The sequence below is a fragment of the Blastomonas fulva genome, assembly GCF_003431825.1.
GTDB classification, from domain to species: Bacteria; Pseudomonadota; Alphaproteobacteria; order Sphingomonadales; family Sphingomonadaceae; genus Blastomonas; species Blastomonas fulva.
This window is the reverse complement of the sequence record NZ_CP020083.1, coordinates 2,540,717-2,560,926: the sequence shown is the minus strand read 5'-3', so window position 1 is coordinate 2,560,926 and position 20,210 is coordinate 2,540,717. Positions and strand designations below refer to the sequence as shown.

Here is a 20,210-nt window from a genome sequence, read left to right as displayed (position 1 = left end):
GCATGCTGACCCGCAAACAACACGATCTGATCCGCTTCATCCAGGTACGGCTGGAGGAAGACGGCATTTCCCCCTCGTTCGAGGAGATGAAGGAAGCGCTGGATCTCAAGTCGAAGTCGGGTGTCCACCGGCTGGTCAGTGCGCTGGAGGAACGCGGTTTCATCCGCCGCCTGCCGAACCGTGCGCGCGCGCTCGAAATCCTCAAGCTGCCCGAAGCGAGCGTCAAGCCGCGCGCCAAGGAGCTGGCCGCGGCCGCCGCTGCCAAGACCGATGCGGCCAAGAGCAACATCGTCAGTATGGACGCAGTCCGCAAGGCGCAGCCGCCGGTCGCTGCCAACAACAATGTGCTGGAAATCCCGCTGCATGGCCGGATCGCTGCAGGCGCACCGATCGAAGCGTTCGAGGGCACCGAAATCCTTCCCGTGCCCGCCGCACTGCTGGGCAGCGGCGAGCATTATGCGCTCGAGGTGTCGGGCGATTCGATGATCGAGGCAGGGATTCTCGATGGCGATTTCGCGCTGATCCTGCGCACGGAATCGGCGCGCGATGGCGAGATCGTGGTGGCGCTGGTCCGCGGCGAGGAAGCAACGCTCAAATATCTGCGCCGCGAAAACGGCCGCATCCGGCTCGATCCGGCCAATGCTTCCTATGATCCGCAATATTATGCGCCGCACGAAGTGCAGGTGCAGGGCAAGCTTGCAGGCCTGCTGCGCCGCTATCACTGACCAGCCTTGCCGATCCGATGCCGCATGGCACGGATCGGCCGGATGCCGGCCTCGCTGACGAGCACTGCACGGCACCCGCGCCACCTTGGAGGTTGACAGGGCCAGCACCGGGCTGTCCCGTTTTCTCTACAGTCCCAGGCGCAAGAAATCGCTTTTCATTTGGAATACTGCTGTCCAAGCTGCCCAGGTCTGCGATCGAGAACCGGGGGGCCCCTATGATCAAAGCTGCAGTGGCACTGGCGAGCGGTATCGGTCTGTTTCTGGGGGCACCAGCCCATGCCGCACCCGATCGCACCAGGCTGGACGCCCTGATCACGCAGTTCGAGGCCGCCGATGCCAATAGCGATGTCGAGGGTTATCGCAAGATCGCCGACCAGACCCTCGCCGAGGCACGGCGGCTCTATCCTGCCGGCCATCCCGAGATCGCCGCACGCGCGCTGTACGTCGCCCAGGCGCTGGCTGCTTCGGGCGAGATGGATCCGGCCAAAGCCGAGGTCGACAGGATCATCCCCGTGCTTGCGGGCGCGCAGGGATACAAGGCGGACTGGCGCAATGCGCTCAGCCTGCGCGCCTATATCCTCAACTTCAAGGGCGATCATGCCGGTGCGCTGGCGATCAACGAACAGCTCGCCGCCGAATATGCCAGCGATCCGTCAAGCCAGGGCATTCGCGACCATGCCGTAACGCTGTCGAACCTGGCAGCGTCGTATCTCGAACATGGCCGTCTCGATGACGCGCTCGCGCGCAATGCCGAGGCGATCCGCATTGGCCTCGCGCTGGATCCCGTCCCTCAGGACGTCGCCATCTGGAGCGCCAACCGGGTCGTCTATTTCTATTCCGCCGGGCGCACCGAAGACGCCATCGTCACCGCGCAGGAAGGTATCGCGCAAGCAGGCGGCGCCCTCGGCACCGATCACCCGGCGATGGCCAACCTCTACGCCAATCTCGGCGCGATACTCATGCGGATCAACCGTCCGCACGATGCCATGGCGCCGATCCGGCAGGCCTATGAACTGATCGAAAAGGCCAATGGCGGCCCCAACCAGAACAGTGCGACGATGCGGACGCAGTTCGCCCAGGCGCTGGTGCGGGCCGGGCAGCACAAGGATGCCCTCGCCTTTCTCGATTATGCCACGCCGATCATCGATGCCCAATTGGGCGCGCAGAGCGACCGGTCGCTGGTGGCCCGCGATACGCGGCTGGTCGCGCTGATCGCGCTCGGCCAGGGTGCGCAGGCCGAAGCGCTGGCCAGGGAGCTGCTGGCGGTGCGCGATGCGCGGCTGCCCGATGGCCACAGGGACCGCGCCAATACGCGCGACAATCTCGCCAAGGCCGCCTTCTCGATCGAGAATTGGGCAACCGCGCGCGATGCAGCCGCGCAGGCCGTGGACTTGCGCAGCAAGGCGCTCTCCCCCGACCATCCCGATCTGCTGCTGTCTCGGGCATTTCTGCTGCGCGTGGAGGACCGCGGCGACTTGCGCCCGGCAACCGAGCTCGTCGCCGAGGCGCGCCAGGTTTTCGAGGCGCTGACCTTGAACGCGCAGCTTGCCCGCGGGTCCGCCCAGGCAGAGCGCCAGCGGCCCGCTTATGGCTGGCTGGCAGAGGTGTTCGCGCGGCGCGGTGCGGCAGACGATGCCTTCCGCGCTCAGCAATGGGCGGCGCGCACCGCGCTCGACGACATGCTGGCGATCGCGGCGAGCGAGCTTTCCGCCAAGGCAGACCCCCAGCTTGCCAGCCTGCTGGTGCGGCGCCGCGAACTGGTGGCGGCGCGCCAGGGGCTGGAGGCGCGGATCGATGCCAATGGCGGGCGCCCAGATCCGAAGTTCGATCTGGCGGGCGTTTCGAACGATCTGGCCGGAAACCGCAGCGAGATCGCTGCACTCGATGCCGGACTGACCCCCGAGCAGCGCAACAGCCTGATGTTTGCCCCCGCCAGCTTGGAGGACATTCAGGCGACCGGCGAGCGGGGCGACGTCAGCATCATGATAACCGATATCGGCGACAGCTGGCTGGTGACCGCGCTGGATGCCGGACGCGTGCTGCAGACCCTTGTCGGCGCCGATGCTCCGGTGGACGCGCTCGTCGCGCAGCTGCGCGCCGTGGCTGATCCGACGGGCGATGGCGTGCTCGACCGGGCCGCATCGTCGCAGCTGTTTGCAGCGCTTTTCCCGGGCGAAACCGCAGCGCTGGTGCGCTCGGCGCGTCAGCTTTACGTGACCGCCAACGGCTCGCTGGGGTCCCTGCCCTTCGGCTTGCTGTCGGCCGATCGCGCCGGCCGTGGGTTGCTCATGGAGAAATCGACCATAGTGCGGCGGGTGGGCGTGCCACGCGGCCGGACGGCGGCCTTCGCGCCCACCGGCAACACACTCATCGCCTTTGGCGGCGTAAAAGGCGCGCCCGCGCGAACCTTGATGGCGATGCGCTCGGCGAGCACCGCAAGGACGATTGCCGATCTGCCCGACCTGCCCGATTCACGCCGCGAACTGGCCGCGCTTGGCCAGGCGATCGGCACCGGGTCTGCGCAGCTTCTGGTCGGCGATGACGCCACCGAAGAGGCATTACGCCGCGCCACTGTCCCGCCCGGCGCGGTGCTGGCCTTTGCCACCCATGGCCTGCTTTCTGGCGAGCTCGACGGGTTGAGCGAACCCGCGCTGCTGCTGTCGCCCGCAGGCAACGACGACGGCTTGCTCAAGCCCAGCGAGATCGGTGCGATGAACCTGCCTGCCGGGCTGGTGATCCTGTCGGCGTGCAACACCGCAGCAACCAGCTCGACCGATCGCCCGCAGCTGGCAGGGCTGGTCCAGGGCTTCTTCCTCGCCGGGGCCGAGCGCGTGCTGGCAAGCCATTGGCCGGTGCGCGATGATGTCGCCCGGCGGCTGTCGGTCAGCACCGTGCGCGGCATGAACAACCGCCTGGCGCCGGCCGAGGCACTGCGCCGCGCGATCGGCCAAGTCCGCAAGGGATCGGACGGCGAACCGGCAATTGACAAGCCCGCGCTGTGGGCGGTGTTCGAGCTGTTCGAAGCCAATTGAAGGACAGAGCGGGCTTTCGGTAAGCATCAGCAAGATCACGCAATTCAATCACCGCCCAACGCTGTTGGTCGCCAAGATTGACTCAAAGCGCGATCAGGCGCGCGCATTCCCATTCGGTGGTGTGGTGCTCGACCGAACTTAGAGCCTCGCGCCTGCAAGATCAGCGCCTTCGCGCAAAGCCTTGAGTTTCTTGGCGGTCACCAGCGGGTCGATCTTCCCATAGCCTGCAAAGGTGCCGAACCCGCAATCGGTGCTGCCGATGATACGGTCTGCGCCGACAATGCCGGCGAAACGCGCCAGCCGCTGCGCAATCAGTTCGGGGTGCTCGACATAATTCGAGCAGGTGTCGATGACCCCGGGGGCCAGCCGCTTGTCGCTGGGGATTTTCGCATCGCGCCACACCGTCCATTCATGTTCGTGCCGGGGGTTGGCCCCTTCGAACAGGATGGTGGCCGGGCGCGCGGCGAGCACGATGTCGACCACGCGCTCGAGCGGGATATCGTGATCGTGCGGACCTTCGTAATTGCCCCAGCAGATGTGCATGCGCATCCGCTCGGGCGGGATGTTGGCGGTGGCAGCGTTCAGCGCCTCGACATTGGCGGCAGCGACCTTGAGGAACTCGTCCTCGGACAGGTCCTGATAGCCGGTATGGCGCGACATCGCCAGATCGGGGCAGTCGAGCTGCAGGTCAAACCCGGCGCCCACGATCGTCTCATATTCCTCGCGCATGGCATCGGCGAGATCGGCCAGATACGCCTCGTGGCTGGGATAGTGGCGGTTGACCTGGAAGGCGGTGATCAGCCCGGGGGAAGCCGCGTTCATGAAACCACGCACGCCTGGCGCATGTGCATCCATCGCGGCACGAAAGCGGCGGATATCGTCGTGCAGCGGCTCGAGCGATACCAGCCTCACCGGACCGATGCACGAGGCACGAACGAATTCCTGACTGCCCATGATCGCGGAGAGCCTGCGCGCCAGATCGGGCACTTCGGCCAGATCTGCGGCCGGCTTGCGATCGACGTGCCCGCCAAAGCCCGACAGCCGCTCTATCATGTAGGTCGAATAGCCGACCTTGCCCATTTCGCCGTCGCTGACGATGTCGACTCCACATTCGCGCTGGCAGGCGACCGAGCGATTTACCGCATCGGACACCGCAGTGTCGAACGCGGCAACATCATAGGGTTCGCCTGCATCGCGCGCGAGCAGCAAAGCGGTCAGCTCGGGTCCACGCGGCATCGATCCGACATGGGTTGTGGCGATATAGGTCAATTTAGCCCTCCTGATAACTTTTCACGGCCTCTGAGCTCGCTCCTTCGCCCATTTGGAGGGACCACACAAAGTGATAGCAGCGATCCAATACGATCAGTCCTGTTGATATGTGAGAGAGGCCGTTGCCGGGCCGAAACGCGGCATCTGCGCTGCCTTGGGATCGGCAGTGCGAAGGGTGGCCCTGATCGGGCTAGGAGATAATATCTCGGAAATCGACGCGGCGCCGAAAAATGTATCGGCCCTGGACACGGATGGTATGGAGGATCTTGCACATGAGATATCGCCTTGTATCGGGCGTCTGTGCTGGTGGGATGTGTAGTGGTCGCGTGATCGAAAAACCCATCAGCCCATACTTACAGGCTGATTTCCCTGGGTTTTAGAGATAAAATGGTCGGGGAGACAGGATTCGAACCTGCGACCCTCTGCTCCCAAAGCAGACGCGCTACCAGGCTGCGCCACTCCCCGATCCTGGATCGACCCGGCCATGGTGTCCGCGAGGGCGGGCATCTGGGACGGATTTTCGCAATGTGCCGGTGAGTGGGCTTGCCCCAGGGTCACCTTCGACATTGCAAGGCCAGTGCTAACCGGCCTGCCGATCAGGGTGTCTAGCCCGTTGCGACGGGATTGCAAGCCATGAAACGCCTCCACCGGGAGATTGCGATGCGGGCGCCGCGTGTGGTCCGGGATGGCTATTGCAAAGCCGTGACGGCTGCCGACTATCTGGCCTTGGCAGCGATCGCTTCGATCTCGATCAGATAATGCGGACCGGCGAGTCCTGCCACCTGCACGGTCGATCGCGCGACCAGATTTGGGTTCTGGCTGGTGCCGAAGAATGCGCGGTACCCTGCGTTGAAACCGGCAAAGTCCATCTTGCCGCCGAGCGCGGGATCGCCGACCACGAACACGGTGAGCTTGACCACGTCGGACATCGCATAGCCTCGGTCCGCCAGCGCCTTTTCGATCTTGCAAAAGGTGCTGATCGTCTGGGTGCGGGTATCACCATAGGCTTCGATGCTGTCGGTGCGCGCAGGGTCGATCGGATCGGCGAGCTGGCCGCTGAGCATCAGGATCTCCGCACCCGGCGGGATCGTCACCCCGTTCAGAATGATCGCAGGTGGCGGATTGGGATGGCGGATGATCGGCTGGGCTTGCGCGGCGCCGGCACATGCCAGCAACAGGAGCGTCAAAAGCGGCAGATGACGAATCAAGCGGCGATCCTTTCTTCCTGAACCGAGGGCGCAACGCAACGCGGCGCGCAGCAGCAATCACCAGCGCAATAGCAGACGAAGACGGTGCCCCGCCAGCCCGGGCTCGCCTGCAATCGCTCGCGGCCCATTCGGCGCGCAACGGCGATGATGAGGATAAGGTGGAAAATGGTGGGCCCGGAGGGACTCGAACCCCCGACCTAGCCGTTATGAGCGGCCAGCTCTAACCAACTGAGCTACAGGCCCGTCCCGGCTGTGCCTCTGGCGCGGTTAGCCCAGCCCAGGGCGGCAATGCAAGCGGGAAAAGCGCAGTCTTCCAAAAGGCCGGCAGGCGGCGGCTTCAGCGCAGTATGGCAGCATCGATATCGCCAATGCAGGTCGGCTTGACGTCGCGCGATGCCAGATACGACAGCACCTGATGCCACCAGTCGAAAAACGCCTCCACATCCGCAGGCTCGCGAACATAGGGCGTGTGGCCTGCGCGCAGCGAGGGCGAGTGGAACGAGAAATTGAGGATCGGCAGACCATCGTCGAGCGCGATGTCGATCCCGCGGATCACCTCGGTGACCGAAATGCCTTCTGGCGTCAGCGAGATGCGTTCGAGCAACCGCCCGCGGGCCATCAGCGACTTGGTGAGACCCGCCATCTGCGCGAACGGGAAAATCGGTCCCTGGCGGCGCAGCAGCCCCCAATAGACCGACGTCACCGGCAGCTCGACGATGTCCAGCCGCCGATCCAGCCAATAGGGCTCAAGCGGATAATGCGAAAAGTCCGGGCCCTCGGCCTTGCTGTAATCGAAATTGGCGCGCACCGAGGTATCGAACCGCACACCTGCCTCGCGCAGCAGATTGAGCGTCTCGGGGCCGATGCCATAGCGCCCGGCGCGATAGGCGATCGGCTGCTTGCCGGTTACCTCGGCGATCGCATCGCGCAGTCGGTAGAATTTTGCACGTTCCAGCTCGGGCGGCAGGTTGCCGGCATAAGTATTGCGCTGGGTCACCTCTTCGTCGAACGGCGGATTGACCCAGGGATGCAGCTGAATGCCGACCTCGGCGCGCCCTTCGCGAACCAGCGCGCCATAGATTTCCTTGCCGCGCGGGTCCGAAATGATCGGCCAATCCACCAGATACAAAGGCGTTACGCCATATTGTTCGCACAGTGTCTGAAAATCGGTGATCGCCTCGATCGCGTCCAGAGAATAGCCTTCGCGCTGGATCGGGCGGGTCCAGTCGAACTCTTCCTCGACATCGATGGTGACAAGATAGCGCTGCCCGAAACCTGGCGCGAACTGGACGAAGTCGTCCTTGCCCGGCAATCTTGCAAAGGTCATTCAGCCAGCCCTGGTTTCACAGCGTCGCAGTCACCAAGGCCGTGCCCCCCTGGCCCCGCGCCCTGGCGCGCCCCGGAAACCTAGGAACGCGCGGCTTCTGCGCTAATCCGCGTGCAAGGCAAGGTCAAGCACAGAGCATCGGCCTCCACAGCGAGCTCGCCGCCCTGTGCAGCCAGAAGATTGCGCACCAGCCTGAGACAAAACCCCAGACCCAGCAGCGGGCCGCCATCGTCATGCCCTGCCGAAGCCCGGTCGACATCGAACAGCTGATCCCGGTTGAGGGCGGCGAGCGAGCGGGGGCGGCTGAAGCGCAGATCCAGCGCGTCTGCATGCTGGGCGAACGAAAGCGTGAGCACCTCATCCGGCGCGCAGCAGCCGATCAGCGCTGCGGCGAGCCGGGGCACGATGCGGTCGATCGCCTGGGGCGACACCGCGATTACCGCGCCTGCGGGCAATGCGCCGATCTCCAGCCTGGTGCCTGCATGGTCGAGCAACGGCTGGACCCGCCCGATCAGCCGGTCGACCAGATCGCCCGGAGCGACCTGTCCGGCGGGATCATCCAGCGCGTTGCGATCGAGCCGCAGCGCAGTATCGAGATCGTCAAAGCCGCTCAGCAGCTGGCGTGCGTCCTGGCGGATGCGCAGCGCCATGTCCCTGTATTCTGCAGCCACCGGACCGAACAGCTGCTGTTCGATGATCTCGGAAAAGCCCATGATCGCGTTCAGCGGCGTGCGCAGTTCGTGGACGATCTGGCGCAGACCATCGCGTCCGGCGAGCATCGCGCCATCGTCCTGGGGCCCTGCGCTTTCCCACGCCATCGGGCGGCGGACCATGCCATTATAGCCGATGAAGCGCCCGCTGGCGCGATCGAACACCGGGTCGGCATCAATGCGCCACTCGCCCGACAGGCCCGCAGCACCGCCCAGATTGGCGCGGCCGCCGCGCACCGGCATCCGGCGGCTGAACGCGGTCGCGACCGCAGCATCGACTCCGCGGAACCCGGCCATCGCCGGAAGCGCGAGCGAAAGGCCGTAGACCGCGCCCAGCGCGACACCGCTGGCGCTGGCAATCGCGCCGTCGACACCGGTCGAAAAACGGAACTCCTCGGGGGTAACACTCTCCGGCGCAACGGCGAGCGGCTCGTTGGCGGCAGAACGGTCATCGTCCTGCGTCGCATCGCGGGACATAGCATCGCCCGTGATCGCATCGGCCTGGATGGCATCGCCCTGCACCGCATGGCCCAGCCGATTCCAGTCGGGCACCGCGGTGGCTGGACGATCTTCCATCGCCTGCTTGAAGCGCACTTCCTGCAGCGCCTCGATCCGCTTGACGATCTCCCCGATGCTCTGCGGCCCGCCGCTTTCGGGCGCGGTGGCAACGTTGGCGACGCTGGCCAAGGCCTCGATAGGCAAAGGTTCATCGGGCTGCAGCGCATCTGCGATCGGCGCGGCCGCTTCGGCTGTCGGCTCGGTGGAGATGACATCGGCTGATGGCAGGTCGGCGGTCGGCACCGGATCGGAAGCGATGGGTTCGGCAACGCCGCTCTGCGCCTCCGGTTCAGCTAAGGCGACCTGCGCCGCCGCATCGGGCAGCGCGGTATCGTACAGCCCCAGTTGATCGAGCAAGGCACGGGTGCGCGCGCCTAAATCGCGGCGGTGACGCAGAAAGCCGCGCGCGCGCGTCGGCAATGCGGGAACCAGCGCGGCCCATTGGCTGTCGGTCAGCCGAGCCGCACGGATGGCAGCGCTGGCGATCTGCGGGGTTTCCGCCGCCAGATACTGGACCAGCACCGGCGATACCAGCCGCCCCGACAGGCACTGCACCGTCAGAAGGCGATCCGATTCACTCACCGCGCTGCGCAGACTGTGGATACGCGCCAGACCCAGGGCATGGCGTTCGTCAGCAGCGCTTGCGCCGATCTGGCCCAGAATGTCCACCAGCTGCCGATATTGCGCCACCGCAGCCGCTCCGCCGGGGACGTCACCGGCGAGAACTGTGGTCAGGCGATCATCGAAATGCATAACTACCCATAATCCCAGCACGGCGTGCGAATGAGGCCAAGACCGGGCGCGCGTGCGCCTGCCGATACCGATCGCGAGACAAGAGGGATAGCCAGTCAGGGGCCGTGGCGGAAGTGGGCTTTTTTCCACGTCGCAATGTGGGACAATTGCGTTAGAGAACAATTATATTATATGGAGGCATCGTCTTGTTGCGGAAAATTTCCACAAAAGACCATTCTTCCCGGTGGTTCGGTGTGTCGCGGCTCAAATCAGGCCAACCCGCTCCGGTCCGCACGGCATGGCAGGGGATAAAAAGTGTCAAGTCTGGACCAAATCGATCGACAGTTGCTGACCAGACTGCAGGATGAAGGTCGCATCACCAATGTCGAACTGGCCAGCCGCGTCGGCCTGACCGCCCCGCCCTGCCTTCGCCGTGTACGCGCGCTGGAAGAAGCTGGTATCATCCGGGGCTATCACGCCGATATCGACTTCATTCTCAAGATCGTAGCGCGCGATCTTCAGGAGTTTCAGGCGTTCCTGACCTCCAAGCTGACCCCGGCTGCCAACGTTGCCAGCGTGAAGACCTCGCTGACCATCCGTACGTCCAAACAGCAGCCCGGCGTTCCGCTCGACGAATAAGCCGCCGGCTTCAAGCACAAAAAAGCGGGCCGGGATGCTCTCCCGGCCCGCTTTTTTTGAACCCAGAGGCCTTGATCAGGCGGCAGGAGCCGCCGCTGCACCCGCACCCGACTTCTGGTCGATGTAAACCGCCCACAGCTTGGCGATCGGCGCGCGCACGCCGGTCACGCTGGTCAGCGTCTGGCGCGCGGGAGCGTATTTGCCCTGTGCGACCTGCGCGATGGCCTGAACCATCATGGCGCGTTCCTTGTCTTCGACGTTCTTGGTCAGCGCGAGCGCCGCCAGTTCCTCGGCTTCGGCATACTGCTTGTTGGCGAGCAGCGCGTCTGCGGTCGCAAGCGTCACGGTGGCGGTTGCCTTGCCGCGCGAATCGCGAATCGAATCGGGCAGCGTCGCGACATATTCGGCGCGGCTGTTGCCGGCCAAGGTAGCCTGCTCCTTGAAGAACGCATCGCTGGCGGACACAACGCCCGCAGCCTTGCCTTCCTCGATCAACGCAAGCACTTCGGTCGGACGACGCGCTGCGCCTGCCGCTTCGATATACTCACGATAGTCATTGGCACTGGAGAGCCCACCCGCCATGCGCAGCAGACGCATCGCGTCCAGGCTCTGGTCGCTGGTGAAGTTGCGGTTGTCGCTCTGCATCGCGCGAACGACCTCGTTCCAGGCCTTGTTGCCGGTGTCCGCCTTCAGCAGCAGCTGTGCCCAGACCGTGCTGTCGCTCTTGGTGGCGCGCGCAATCTGAAAACCGCGCTTGGCCCAGCTGGGCGCATACTGCTTGTCACCTGCCAGCTGCGCTTCCACAGCGCGCTGCAGATAGGGCAGGCCCTGCGCGGCCAGCGGCGAATTGGCGGCATCGATGCTACGACCGCCCGACTTGGCGATCGCTTCGCCGAAGTGCGCTTCAGCAAGCTGGAACAGGTTCACCGGGTTGTTCTGTCCCGCCTGGACCGCAGCGGTCAGATAGGTGCGGGCACGACTGAAGTCATTGCCGACCAGCGCCTTCTCGCCGAGGAAGCTGTTGAAGGTACGCGCTTCGGATTCGGTGGACTTGCCCGAGGCCAGCGCTTCTTCGATGCCCTTTTCCTGCATCGCCTGGTTTTCGGTCTTTAGGCCGATCTGCAGCTTCATCTTGCCGGCGAGGTACTTTTCGTCCGCGCTGGTCGCAACAGCAGCGGCTTCGGTCAGCTTGGCGTCGGCGGTGACGAAGTCGTTGGCGCCAAAGGCGGTCTGCGATTCACCGAACGCCTTACGGAAGGGAGCGCTCAGCTCCATCTGGGGGGCTTCTTCCTTGCCCTTCTTCTGCTTCTTCTGGGCCAGCGCGCCTTCGACCGGCAGAGCGAGCGAAACAGCAGTGGTCGCAGCCAGAGCCAGCGCGAGAGCCATGGGGAAACGGGAAATGCGACGCATATTATCCTCCGAACTAAATCCCGGTTATGCACATGCCGGGCGTGATCACCCTTTTGCCGGGGCGTTAATGAAGCCGTCCTTAATGAGTCTGGCTGAAACGAACAACCGGGCTTTGGGGTTCCGCCGCAAAAAGCGGCGCGATGGCGGTGCGAAACGGCGTCGCGATACGGTGGGTGCGCTGCGAACGGCTTGGCAACGCCCCGCCTGCTGGGCTATGCGCGGGTGGGTATGATCATCCTGCTTTCCCCCGCAAAATCCCTGGATTTCGATTCGCCACCCCCCGCCGTCGACCCGAGCCCGATCCGGTTCGAGGCCGAGGCCGAGCGGCTGGTGCGATCGGCTGCACGGCTGACCAAGGCGCGGCTCAAGCAGATCATGCCGGTTTCCGATGCGCTGATCGATCTGAACTATGGCCGGTATCGCGGTTTTTACGATCAGCCCGAGCGCCCGGCCGCCTTTGCCTTCAACGGCGATGTCTATTCCGGCCTTGCCGCGCGCAGCCTTGAAGAACCGGCTCTGGCCTTTGCGCAGGACCATGTGCGCATCCTTTCCGGGCTCTACGGCTTATTGAGGCCGCTTGATAATATTCGGCCCTATCGCCTTGAAATGGGTACGAGATGGGCGCCACGTCACCCCTCTCTGGTGTCGTACTGGGGCGACCGGATTGCTGCGGCGGTTGCCGATGACCTTGCCGCCAGCGGAAGCGACACGGTGGTCAATCTGGCTAGCCAGGAGTATTTCGCTGCAGCCGACAAGGGGCTGAAAAAGCGCGGAATCAGGGTGGTGACCGCCGACTTCCGCCAGCAGGGCCCGGATGGCCCGCGCTTCATCAGCTTCGAGGCCAAGCGGGCGCGCGGGCTGGCGGCACGGTTCCTGTGCGAGAACCGCCATGACGATGCAGAGGCGCTCAAGGGCTTCGATACCGATGGCTACCGCTTCGACCCGGAAACCAGCGACGAGGCCGTGTGGCGGTTCATCCGCGCATGAGCGATTGTACCGTGATCATTGGAGCGTCGGGCGGGATCGGCGCGGCGCTGATGCGCGAGACACAGGCACGCGGTGCGCATGTCGTTGCACTAGCCCGCAGCTTTGACGGCGTGGCGCATATCGACCTCGAGGACGAACCCAGCATAGCGGCAGCGGCCGAGCACATCCGCGCTCAGGGCCTGATCCCCAGCCGGGTGATCGTCGCCACCGGACTGCTGCATGCTGATCGCAAGGGGCCGGAAAAGAGCCTCAAGGACATCGACCCTGCCTGGATGGCGCGCAACTTCGCGGTCAACACCATCGGCCCGGCGCTGGTCGCCAAGCATTTCGTGCCGCTGATGCCGCGCAAGGCCCCTGCCCTGTTCGCTGCGATCGGCGCGCGGGTGGGCAGCATCTCCGACAACCGACTGGGTGGCTGGTACGGCTATCGCGCCGCCAAGGCCGCGCTGCATATGACCATCCGCAACATCGCCATCGAATGGGGGCGCCGCAACGACCAGTCGATCTGCGTCGCACTGCACCCCGGGACCGTCGATACCGGCCTCAGCAAGCCGTTCCAGGGCAATGTGGCAGAGGGCCGGCTGTTCGATGCGGCCTATAGCGCCGCATGCCTGACAGACGTGCTGGACGGCCTTCAAGCGGCCGATTCGGGCGGGATATTCGCCTGGGATGGCACGGCCATTCAGCCCTAGCCGCTGTTGCCACCCAAGCTGCTGATTTTCCTGTTGAAAAATCCGGTCGGAAAGCCCGCAAAAGCTGGCATTTTCGCCCCCCTTCGCCTAGAGCCAAGCCGAGACGCAAAAGCGTCACAAAGGCATAAAAGGCGCATGGAATGAACGACGAAACCGCAGCAGCGGAACCCACCGAAATCGAACGCATCGACATCGTCGATGAGATGCGGTCCAGCTATCTGGACTATGCGATGTCGGTCATCGTCAGCCGCGCCCTGCCCGATGTTCGCGATGGCCTCAAGCCCGTCCACCGCCGCATCCTTTACGCCAGCCACGAAGGCGGCTTCGTCGCGGGCAAGCCCTATCGCAAGTCGGCCAAGATCGTCGGTGACGTGATGGGTAACTATCACCCGCACGGCGACAGCTCGATCTACATGGCATTGGCGCGCATGTCGCAGGATTGGGCGATGCGGGTTCCGCTGATCGACGGCCAGGGCAACTTCGGCTCGATGGACCCCGATGCCCCGGCATCGATGCGATATACCGAAGCAAGGTTGAGCAAAGTCGCGCTCAAGCTTCTGGAAGATATCGAAAAAGATACCGTCGATTTTATTCCCAACTATGACGGATCTCGCCAGGAGCCGCAGGTTCTACCCGCGCGTTTCCCCAATCTGCTGGTCAATGGCGCAGGCGGCATCGCCGTCGGCATGGCGACCAACATTCCGCCGCACAATCTGGGCGAGGTCATCGACGGGTGCCTGGCATGGATCGAGAACCCGATGATCGAGCTCGATGATCTGATGAAGATCATCCCGGGTCCGGATTTCCCGACCGCCCCGCTGATCCTAGGCCAATCGGGCGCCCGCGCGGCGTACCAGAAGGGGCGCGGATCGATCATCATGCGTGCGCGCCACACGATCGAAGAGGGTCGCGGCGACCGCCGTTCGATCGTCCTTACCTCGATCCCCTATCAGGTCGGCAAGAACGCGCTGGTCGAGACGATCGCCGAGGCCGCCAAGGGCAAGGAAGCGCGGATCGAGGGCGTCAGCGACATCCGCGACGAATCCAACCGTCTGGGCGTGCGCATCGTCATCGACCTCAAGCGCGATGCCTCGCCCGAGGTCGTGCTCAACCAGATCTGGCGCTACAGCCCCGCACAGTCGAGCTTTCCCGCCAACATGCTCGCCATTCGTGGCGGCCGTCCCGAGGTGCTCGGCCTCAAGGACATCATCGAGGCGTTCGTCCAGTTCCGCGAGCAGGTCATCACCCGCCGCACCAAGTTCGAGCTCGCCAAGGCACGCGACCGCGCGCACATCTTGCTCGGGCTGGTGGTTGCGGTCACCAACATGGACGAGGTGGTAAAGATCATCCGCAGCTCCGCCTCGCCCGCCGAGGCCCGCGCCCGACTGCTGGCACGCGAATGGCCGATCGGCGAGATCGCACAGTACATCAAGCTGGTCGAGGCGATCGAGGGTGAGCTGGAAGGCGACATCTACCGCCTGAGCGACCTTCAGGTCCGCGCGATCCTGGATCTGCGCCTCCACCGCCTGACCGCGCTGGGCCGCGACGAGATCGGCAACGAACTGAGCGCGCTCGCGCTGGCGATCGAGGAGTATCTCGCGATCCTCAGCGATCGCGCGAAGCTTTACGAGGTGCTCAAGGAAGAGCTTATCGCGGTGCGCGACGAGTTCGCCACCCCGCGCCTGTCGGTGATCGCGCCTGCCTGGGACGGCATCGAGGACGAAGACCTGATCGAGCGCGAGGAGATGGTCGTCACCGTCACCCTGCAGGGCTATATCAAGCGCACCCCGCTCGACGCGTTCCGCTCGCAGGCACGCGGCGGCAAGGGCCGCTCGGGCATGGCGACCAAGGACGAGGATGCCGTCACCAGCATGTTCGTGACCTCCACGCACACGCCGGTGCTGTTCTTCTCCACGCACGGCAAGGTCTATCGCAAGAAGGTGTGGCGCCTGCCCGAAGGCGGCCCGGCGACGCGCGGACGCCCGATGATCAACCTCCTGCCGCTGGCGCAGGGCGAGACCATTCAGACCGTGCTGCCACTGCCCGAGGACGAGAGCACCTGGGCCGATCTGCACGTGATGTTTGCTACCGCCAACGGCACCGTGCGGCGCAACTCGATGGACGCTTTCACCAACGTGCCCACCAACGGCAAGATCGCGATGCGCTTCGACGAAGGATCGGATGACCGGCTGATCGGTGTTGCGCTGCTGACCGAGGGCGACGACGTGCTGCTGGCGACGCGCCAGGGCAAGGCGATCCGCTTTGCAGCCACCGACGTGCGCGAGTTCCAGAGCCGCACCTCGACCGGGGTGCGCGGCATGACGTTGCGGGAGGGCGACGAGGTCATTTCACTGTCGATTCTCTCGGGCTTTGAAGCCTCCACCGAGGAGCGCGACAATTACCTGCGCGCGGCCCCGTGGAAGGGCAACGAGGCCGAGCCGACACTGTCGCCCGAGCGGGTCAAGGAGTTCGCGGACGCCGAGCAGTTCCTGCTCACCGTCTGCGCCAACGGCTATGGAAAATTGTCCTCCGCCTATGACTATCGCCGCACCAATCGCGGTGGCCAGGGGATCACCAACATCGACAATATCGGTCGCAACGGGCCGGTTCTGGCGAGCTTCCCCGCGCATCAGAGCGACCAGCTGATGCTGGTAACCGATCAGGCCAAGCTCATCCGCCTCAGCCTCTCGACGATGCGCGTCATCGGGCGCAATTCGGCAGGTGTGAGACTGTTCAACGTGGCCGATAACGAGCACGTCGTGAGCGCGGCGCGGATTGCCGAAGAAGAGGCCGCCGAGGATGTCGCCGGCGAACCGGACGACACGACCGAAACCGCAGAATAAGCGTCAGGGCTTTGCCACGATGTGATCGCGAAACCAGCGGGCGACCTCGTCTTCGGACAGGTCGCCCGCGGCAACCGCCAGCGTCATCACGACCAGTTCTGCCTCGGTGATCGCGAACTGGACGTCGTTGAGCAGCAGGAAGGTCAACGCCACAACCGCCGCCGTGCGCTTGTTTCCATCGCTGAACGGGTGATTGCGTGCCAGCCCGAAGGCATAGGCAGCCGCAAGGTCAGCCGCATCCGGGTTGCCATAAGCGGCAAGGTTCAACGGCCGACCCAGCGCGCTTTCGACCAGCGCCAGATCACGAATGCCGCTCAGCCCGCCATGTTCGGCGATCTGCTCGTCATGCAGCGCAAGAACGACATCCTGCCGCAGCCAGACCCAGTCCGGCATCTCACTTGGCCAGTTCACGCAAGGCGTTGCGATAACGGCCCATCACGTCGCGAGCCGTTGCCATCTGCTTGTCGAAGTCGGGATCGGCAGATTTGAGCGCGATGCCATCAGCCTGCTTGACCACCGACACCTCATCCCCCTGCGCCAAGTTGAGGTGCGCGAGAATATCCTTGGGCAGGATGACGCCGGTCGAGTTGCCGATCTTGATGAGCTTAAGGGGCTTGTTCATACGGATGTTATAACACTAGCCTCCGCTGGCTTCAAGTCGGCACCCGCGGGTCCTTGTGGCGCAGCGTCTGGATCACCCCGGTGCAGATCAGGAACTGGCCGAAGTAATACAAGGGCCAGATCAGCCACTCGGGCAGCACCGATCCCTCAAGCGGTCCGAACCGCGCGAAGATCAGCAGGTCGGACGCCACGAACATCAGTGCACCGGTGCCGACGCGATAGCGCGGAAAGTCGCTGGTCCATGCCATCGCCGCCATGACGGAGAGGAACAGGGTATAGACGGCTATGCCGGTCGCGCCCGATCGGTCGATCGGCAGCGCCCATGCGATCAGCACCACTGCAGGTACCAGCAATATCGCGAACGCCCGCTGGCTGATCGTCACGGTGGGACGCCGGTGCCGCGCATAGAGCGCGATTGCAACGATATGCCCCAGCAGAAAGGCGATCGCTCCGTAGATGAGGTCGATCTCGATCAGCATGTCGCCGATGGCGCCCAGCGCCATGACGCCGGCGATCAGCCAACCATCGAGCGAATGGTGCCGGACGGACGCGAAGATGGCCAGAAACCCGACGCCAAGACCCTTCCACAGCATCAGGTACAGGCCGGGAATGGGCGCATCGCTGACGAAATAATAGCTGATCGCCGCAACCAGGCTGAGCAGCAGCCACGGCCGCGATTCCACCAATGCGCGTTTGACGACCATATGCCCCTGCCCTTCTGTTCTTGCCAAGCTGATGGCATTGTTCGCATCGCTCGCGCAAGCGGTGCAACGCACCCTGTGCAAAACCAGTCCGCCGCGCTATTTGCTCGAGCATGAGCAACACACACACCTTCGAACATCAGATTCACATCATCGGCGGCGGGCTCGCCGGGTCCGAGGCGGCATGGCAGCTGGCCGAGGCCGGCATCAAGGTGCGGCTGTCGGAAATGCGCGGCGGCGGCGACATGACGCCCGCGCACCAGACCGATGGCCTGGCCGAACTCGTCTGCTCGAACAGCTTCCGCTCGGATGATGCCGACCGCAATGCCGTGGGCCTGCTGCACCAGGAAATGCGCACTTTGGGGTCACTGATCATGGCGTCGGCGGAAAAGGCCAAGGTGCCTGCAGGATCGGCGCTGGCGGTGGATCGCGACATCTTCTCTGCTGCGGTCACCGAGGCGCTCAGCAACCATCCCAACATCCAGATCGTGCGCGAACGCATCGACAGCCTGCCGGAAAGCGGCCCGACGATCGTCGCCACGGGCCCGCTTACTGCAATGACGCTGGCACAATCGATCGGTGCTGCGACCGGAGAGGATGCGCTCGCGTTCTTCGATGCCATTGCCCCGATCATCCACCGCGACAGCATCGACATGGACATCTGCTGGATGGCGAGCCGCTGGGACAAGGTTGGCCCGGAAGGCGACGGCAAGGACTATATCAACTGCCCGATGGACAAAGAGCAGTATCTTGCCTTCCACCAGGGACTGATGGACGGCGACAAGACCGAGTTCAAGGAATGGGAGAAGGACACCCCCTATTTCGAGGGCTGCATGCCGATCGAGGTCATGGCGTCGCGCGGGGTGGAAACGCTGCGTTTCGGTCCGATGAAGCCGGTCGGGCTAGACAATCCGCGCACCGGGCGCTGGCCCTATGCGGTGGTGCAGTTGCGGCAGGACAACAAATTGGGCACGTTGTGGAATATGGTCGGCTTTCAGACCAAGCTCAAGCACGGCGCGCAGGTCGAGCTGTTCCGCACCATACCGGGCCTGGAAAAGGCCGAGTTCGCGCGGCTGGGCGGGTTGCACCGCAACACCTTCATCAACTCGCCGCGGCTGCTCGACGAACAGCTGCGCCTCAAGGCTGCGCCGCACATCCGCTTTGCCGGGCAGATGACGGGTTGCGAGGGCTATGTCGAAAGCGCCAGCATCGGGCTGATCGCGGGGCGCTTTGCCGCTGCCGAACTGCAGGGCCGGGTGCTTGACGCGCCGCCGGTCACCACCGCGCTGGGCGCCTTGCTGGGGCACATCACCGGGGGCGCGGATGCCAGCGACTTCCAGCCGATGAACGTCAATTTCGGCCTGTTCCCGCCGCCCGAGGGCAAGGTGCACAAGAAGCAGCGCAAGGAGGCCTACACCTCGCGCGCGCGTGCCGACCTGCAAAGCTGGATCAACGGCGAACCGGTTGCGATCGCAGCAGAATAATCAGCATTTGCAACGCGCTACAGGCCGTTTGGGCTTCGTCGTGGCAAACTCCTGAGCCGACAGGCGGCCGTTGCCATCGGCATCGGCCGTGGCAAAGCGGTCGGACGTGGCGACCGCCCATTCCTCGAAGGTGAGCAGGTTGTTGCCATCCTTGTCGAGAGCCTTGAACGCCTTGGTGCGGCTGGCGAGCAGTTCTTCGCGGGTGATGATCCGGTCGCCATTGCGGTCATAGCGGGCAAAGCGGCGCTCCTCGCGGGTCATCTCGGTGGCCTCGGGGGGCGCGGGGCCACGCATCGTCCCGGGATCGGCGATGGGCAGCGCGGTGTCCACAGGCTCGGGCGGCGGCGCTGCGATGCTGGCCAGATCATCGTCCTGCTGCTGCGCACGGATGATGAAGAAGCCGCCGATCACCAGCGCGATCGCAGCCAGACCGCCAAACAGGAAGCGCATTGCCAATCCCCCCGCCAATATCCGGCGAGGGCCCTGTCCCGTCAGCGCTCCCTCAGCGCCCGGTCAGACCATGCCAGACCAGCCCCAGGAACACGCCGGGGCCACCCCAGGGACGATCCATCTGGCCCTGCGCAAAGTCAAGCCGCACCGCCCGCGCGATCATCGAGATGGGACGCAGTTTGCGCGGCAGCCTCGGTGAAGCGAGCGTCGGATCGCCCGCCGCCTTGACGGCAGCGTCCAGCGCAGGTGTGCGGCGGTGAAAGCGCGCCATGTCCCACAGAGCCCAGGCCTTGCCGATCCCTGCCAGATCGTCCCGGCTCACCATCGGCGCGAGGGGTTGAAAGGCGGCGATCAGCGCGCCACGGCCTTCTGCGAATTCTGCCACCGCGGCTCCATCCTCGAGCTCCAGCGCCGCCTCCCAGCCGCGGATCACCGGGCCAAGCGCGGATTGCAGGTCGAGCCCTTGCGCCTCTAGCGGCAGCAGCGCCGCCAGCACCGGATTGGCCGATGGCCGCTCGCTGGCAGGCTTGCCAATGACGTCATGCCACCACTGCAGGCGTATCTGCGCCAGCATCGCTTCGCGCGCCTGCAGCACGATCCCGGCGATCTGCGCATCGAAGGCGAACAGCGCCTGGCACCAGACCCGCATCTGCGCATCGCCATAGCTGCTGGCGAGCGTGACAAGGGGTGAAACGGGGGGTTTGGGCGCCTGCATGAGGGGCGCGATCCACCAAAAGCCGCGCCGGATCAAGGTAAAGATCGCGGTAACCACGTCCCTTTGAAGGCTGCTTACCATTGCGCGCGTAGAAGGCCCGATACGTG

The 20,210-nt window shown here is 64.6% G+C and carries 17 protein-coding genes and 2 tRNA genes; 7 read left to right on the top strand and 12 right to left on the bottom strand.

Annotated elements, in window-relative coordinates:
• Positions 1-2 precede the first annotated feature (2 nt).
• Together lexA and B5J99_RS12190 are read left to right on the top strand one after the other, a co-directional pair.
• Positions 3-725 carry a transcriptional repressor LexA gene (gene lexA / locus B5J99_RS12195; RefSeq protein ID WP_054133150.1) on the top strand — a complete coding sequence of 241 codons (723 nt, stop codon included), beginning with the start codon at positions 3-5 and terminating at the stop codon, positions 723-725.
• A 215-nt stretch (positions 726-940) separates the two neighbouring features.
• Positions 941-3,757, top strand: coding sequence for a CHAT domain-containing tetratricopeptide repeat protein (locus B5J99_RS12190; RefSeq protein ID WP_162892583.1), 2,817 nt, complete (start codon positions 941-943; stop codon positions 3,755-3,757).
• A 138-nt stretch (positions 3,758-3,895) separates the two neighbouring features.
• On the opposite strand, the gene B5J99_RS12185 is transcribed toward B5J99_RS12190, so the two are convergent.
• From B5J99_RS12185 to B5J99_RS12160, 6 genes are all read right to left on the bottom strand, one after another.
• Entirely contained in the window at positions 3,896-4,993 is a 1,098-nt protein-coding gene (locus tag B5J99_RS12185) for a cobalamin-independent methionine synthase II family protein (RefSeq protein ID WP_245991877.1), read from the bottom strand.
• A 421-nt stretch (positions 4,994-5,414) separates the two neighbouring features.
• Positions 5,415-5,491, bottom strand: a tRNA-Pro gene (locus B5J99_RS12180).
• Between the two features lie 251 nt (positions 5,492-5,742).
• A complete protein-coding gene (locus B5J99_RS12175; RefSeq protein WP_245991610.1) occupies positions 5,743-6,234 on the bottom strand; it encodes a RidA family protein in 492 nt (163 codons plus the stop codon).
• Between the two features lie 166 nt (positions 6,235-6,400).
• Positions 6,401-6,477 (bottom strand) — tRNA-Ile (locus tag B5J99_RS12170).
• A 94-nt stretch (positions 6,478-6,571) separates the two neighbouring features.
• Positions 6,572-7,561: a polysaccharide deacetylase family protein gene (locus B5J99_RS12165; protein ID WP_054133154.1), complete on the bottom strand. Its 990-nt coding sequence runs from the start codon at positions 7,559-7,561 to the stop codon at positions 6,572-6,574.
• An 80-nt stretch (positions 7,562-7,641) separates the two neighbouring features.
• Entirely contained in the window at positions 7,642-9,582 is a 1,941-nt protein-coding gene (locus B5J99_RS12160; RefSeq protein WP_117352516.1) for a sensor histidine kinase, read from the bottom strand.
• Positions 9,583-9,876: 294 nt separating this feature from the next.
• Between B5J99_RS12160 and B5J99_RS12155 the strand changes: the two genes are divergently transcribed.
• Positions 9,877-10,200 (top strand): Lrp/AsnC family transcriptional regulator, encoded by a 324-nt coding sequence (locus B5J99_RS12155; protein WP_117352515.1) that lies wholly within the window; start codon positions 9,877-9,879, stop codon positions 10,198-10,200.
• A 75-nt stretch (positions 10,201-10,275) separates the two neighbouring features.
• Here B5J99_RS12155 and B5J99_RS12150 read toward each other — a convergent pair whose 3' ends face one another.
• Complete coding sequence (locus tag B5J99_RS12150) at positions 10,276-11,610, bottom strand: hypothetical protein (RefSeq protein ID WP_162892582.1); 1,335 nt, start codon at positions 11,608-11,610, stop codon at positions 10,276-10,278.
• 228 nt (positions 11,611-11,838) lie between these two features.
• Between B5J99_RS12150 and B5J99_RS12145 the strand changes: the two genes are divergently transcribed.
• The 3 genes from B5J99_RS12145 to gyrA all read left to right on the top strand — a co-directional run bounded on the left by B5J99_RS12145 (position 11,839) and on the right by gyrA (position 16,132).
• Positions 11,839-12,597, top strand: coding sequence for a YaaA family protein (locus B5J99_RS12145; protein WP_069051678.1), 759 nt, complete (start codon positions 11,839-11,841; stop codon positions 12,595-12,597).
• Positions 12,594-13,289 carry an SDR family NAD(P)-dependent oxidoreductase gene (locus B5J99_RS12140; protein WP_117352513.1) on the top strand — a complete coding sequence of 232 codons (696 nt, stop codon included), beginning with the start codon at positions 12,594-12,596 and terminating at the stop codon, positions 13,287-13,289. The genes B5J99_RS12145 and B5J99_RS12140 overlap by 4 nt, the downstream gene beginning before the upstream one ends.
• Positions 13,290-13,429: 140 nt before the next feature.
• Positions 13,430-16,132 (top strand): DNA gyrase subunit A, encoded by a 2,703-nt coding sequence (gyrA, locus tag B5J99_RS12135; protein WP_054133159.1) that lies wholly within the window; start codon positions 13,430-13,432, stop codon positions 16,130-16,132.
• Positions 16,133-16,135: 3 nt separating this feature from the next.
• On the opposite strand, the gene B5J99_RS12130 is transcribed toward gyrA, so the two are convergent.
• From B5J99_RS12130 to B5J99_RS12120, 3 genes are read right to left on the bottom strand one after another with little or no spacing between them, the layout of a single operon-like run.
• A complete protein-coding gene (locus B5J99_RS12130) occupies positions 16,136-16,525 on the bottom strand; it encodes a type II toxin-antitoxin system death-on-curing family toxin (protein ID WP_117352512.1) in 390 nt (129 codons plus the stop codon).
• Between the two features lies 1 nt (position 16,526).
• Positions 16,527-16,754, bottom strand: a complete 228-nt coding sequence (locus B5J99_RS12125; protein ID WP_054133161.1) for an AbrB/MazE/SpoVT family DNA-binding domain-containing protein — start codon at positions 16,752-16,754, stop codon at positions 16,527-16,529.
• 31 nt (positions 16,755-16,785) lie between these two features.
• A complete protein-coding gene (locus tag B5J99_RS12120) occupies positions 16,786-17,457 on the bottom strand; it encodes a lysoplasmalogenase (RefSeq protein ID WP_117352511.1) in 672 nt (223 codons plus the stop codon).
• Between the two features lie 110 nt (positions 17,458-17,567).
• Between B5J99_RS12120 and trmFO the strand changes: the two genes are divergently transcribed.
• A complete protein-coding gene (trmFO, locus tag B5J99_RS12115; protein ID WP_054133163.1) occupies positions 17,568-18,938 on the top strand; it encodes a methylenetetrahydrofolate--tRNA-(uracil(54)-C(5))-methyltransferase (FADH(2)-oxidizing) TrmFO in 1,371 nt (456 codons plus the stop codon).
• Here the strand turns inward: trmFO and B5J99_RS12110 are convergent, their stop codons facing one another.
• Both B5J99_RS12110 and B5J99_RS12105 read right to left on the bottom strand, forming a co-directional pair.
• Positions 18,939-19,388 carry an EF-hand domain-containing protein gene (locus tag B5J99_RS12110; RefSeq protein ID WP_054133164.1) on the bottom strand — a complete coding sequence of 150 codons (450 nt, stop codon included), beginning with the start codon at positions 19,386-19,388 and terminating at the stop codon, positions 18,939-18,941.
• Between the two features lie 52 nt (positions 19,389-19,440).
• On the bottom strand, positions 19,441-20,103 hold the full coding sequence (locus B5J99_RS12105) for a squalene/phytoene synthase family protein (protein WP_162892581.1): 663 nt from the start codon (positions 20,101-20,103) through the stop codon (positions 19,441-19,443).
• Positions 20,104-20,210 lie beyond the last annotated feature (107 nt).

What these genes read in the sequence shown, in the direction of transcription:
- lexA (WP_054133150.1), top strand. Translation starts at nt 3, where the DNA reads ATGCTGACCCGCAAACAACACGATCTGATCCGCTTCATCCAGGTACGG.
- B5J99_RS12190 (WP_162892583.1), top strand. Translation starts at nt 941, where the DNA reads ATGATCAAAGCTGCAGTGGCACTGGCGAGCGGTATCGGTCTGTTTCTG.
- B5J99_RS12185 (WP_245991877.1), bottom strand. Translation starts at nt 4,993, where the DNA reads ATGCCGCGTGGACCCGAGCTGACCGCTTTGCTGCTCGCGCGCGATGCA.
- B5J99_RS12165 (WP_054133154.1), bottom strand. Translation starts at nt 7,561, where the DNA reads ATGACCTTTGCAAGATTGCCGGGCAAGGACGACTTCGTCCAGTTCGCG.
- B5J99_RS12160 (WP_117352516.1), bottom strand. Translation starts at nt 9,582, where the DNA reads ATGCATTTCGATGATCGCCTGACCACAGTTCTCGCCGGTGACGTCCCC.
- B5J99_RS12150 (WP_162892582.1), bottom strand. Translation starts at nt 11,610, where the DNA reads ATGCGTCGCATTTCCCGTTTCCCCATGGCTCTCGCGCTGGCTCTGGCT.
- B5J99_RS12145 (WP_069051678.1), top strand. Translation starts at nt 11,839, where the DNA reads ATGATCATCCTGCTTTCCCCCGCAAAATCCCTGGATTTCGATTCGCCA.
- B5J99_RS12140 (WP_117352513.1), top strand. Translation starts at nt 12,594, where the DNA reads ATGAGCGATTGTACCGTGATCATTGGAGCGTCGGGCGGGATCGGCGCG.
- gyrA (WP_054133159.1), top strand. Translation starts at nt 13,430, where the DNA reads ATGAACGACGAAACCGCAGCAGCGGAACCCACCGAAATCGAACGCATC.
- B5J99_RS12130 (WP_117352512.1), bottom strand. Translation starts at nt 16,525, where the DNA reads ATGCCGGACTGGGTCTGGCTGCGGCAGGATGTCGTTCTTGCGCTGCAT.
- B5J99_RS12125 (WP_054133161.1), bottom strand. Translation starts at nt 16,754, where the DNA reads ATGAACAAGCCCCTTAAGCTCATCAAGATCGGCAACTCGACCGGCGTC.
- B5J99_RS12120 (WP_117352511.1), bottom strand. Translation starts at nt 17,457, where the DNA reads ATGGTCGTCAAACGCGCATTGGTGGAATCGCGGCCGTGGCTGCTGCTC.
- trmFO (WP_054133163.1), top strand. Translation starts at nt 17,568, where the DNA reads ATGAGCAACACACACACCTTCGAACATCAGATTCACATCATCGGCGGC.
- B5J99_RS12110 (WP_054133164.1), bottom strand. Translation starts at nt 19,388, where the DNA reads ATGCGCTTCCTGTTTGGCGGTCTGGCTGCGATCGCGCTGGTGATCGGC.
- B5J99_RS12105 (WP_162892581.1), bottom strand. Translation starts at nt 20,103, where the DNA reads ATGCAGGCGCCCAAACCCCCCGTTTCACCCCTTGTCACGCTCGCCAGC.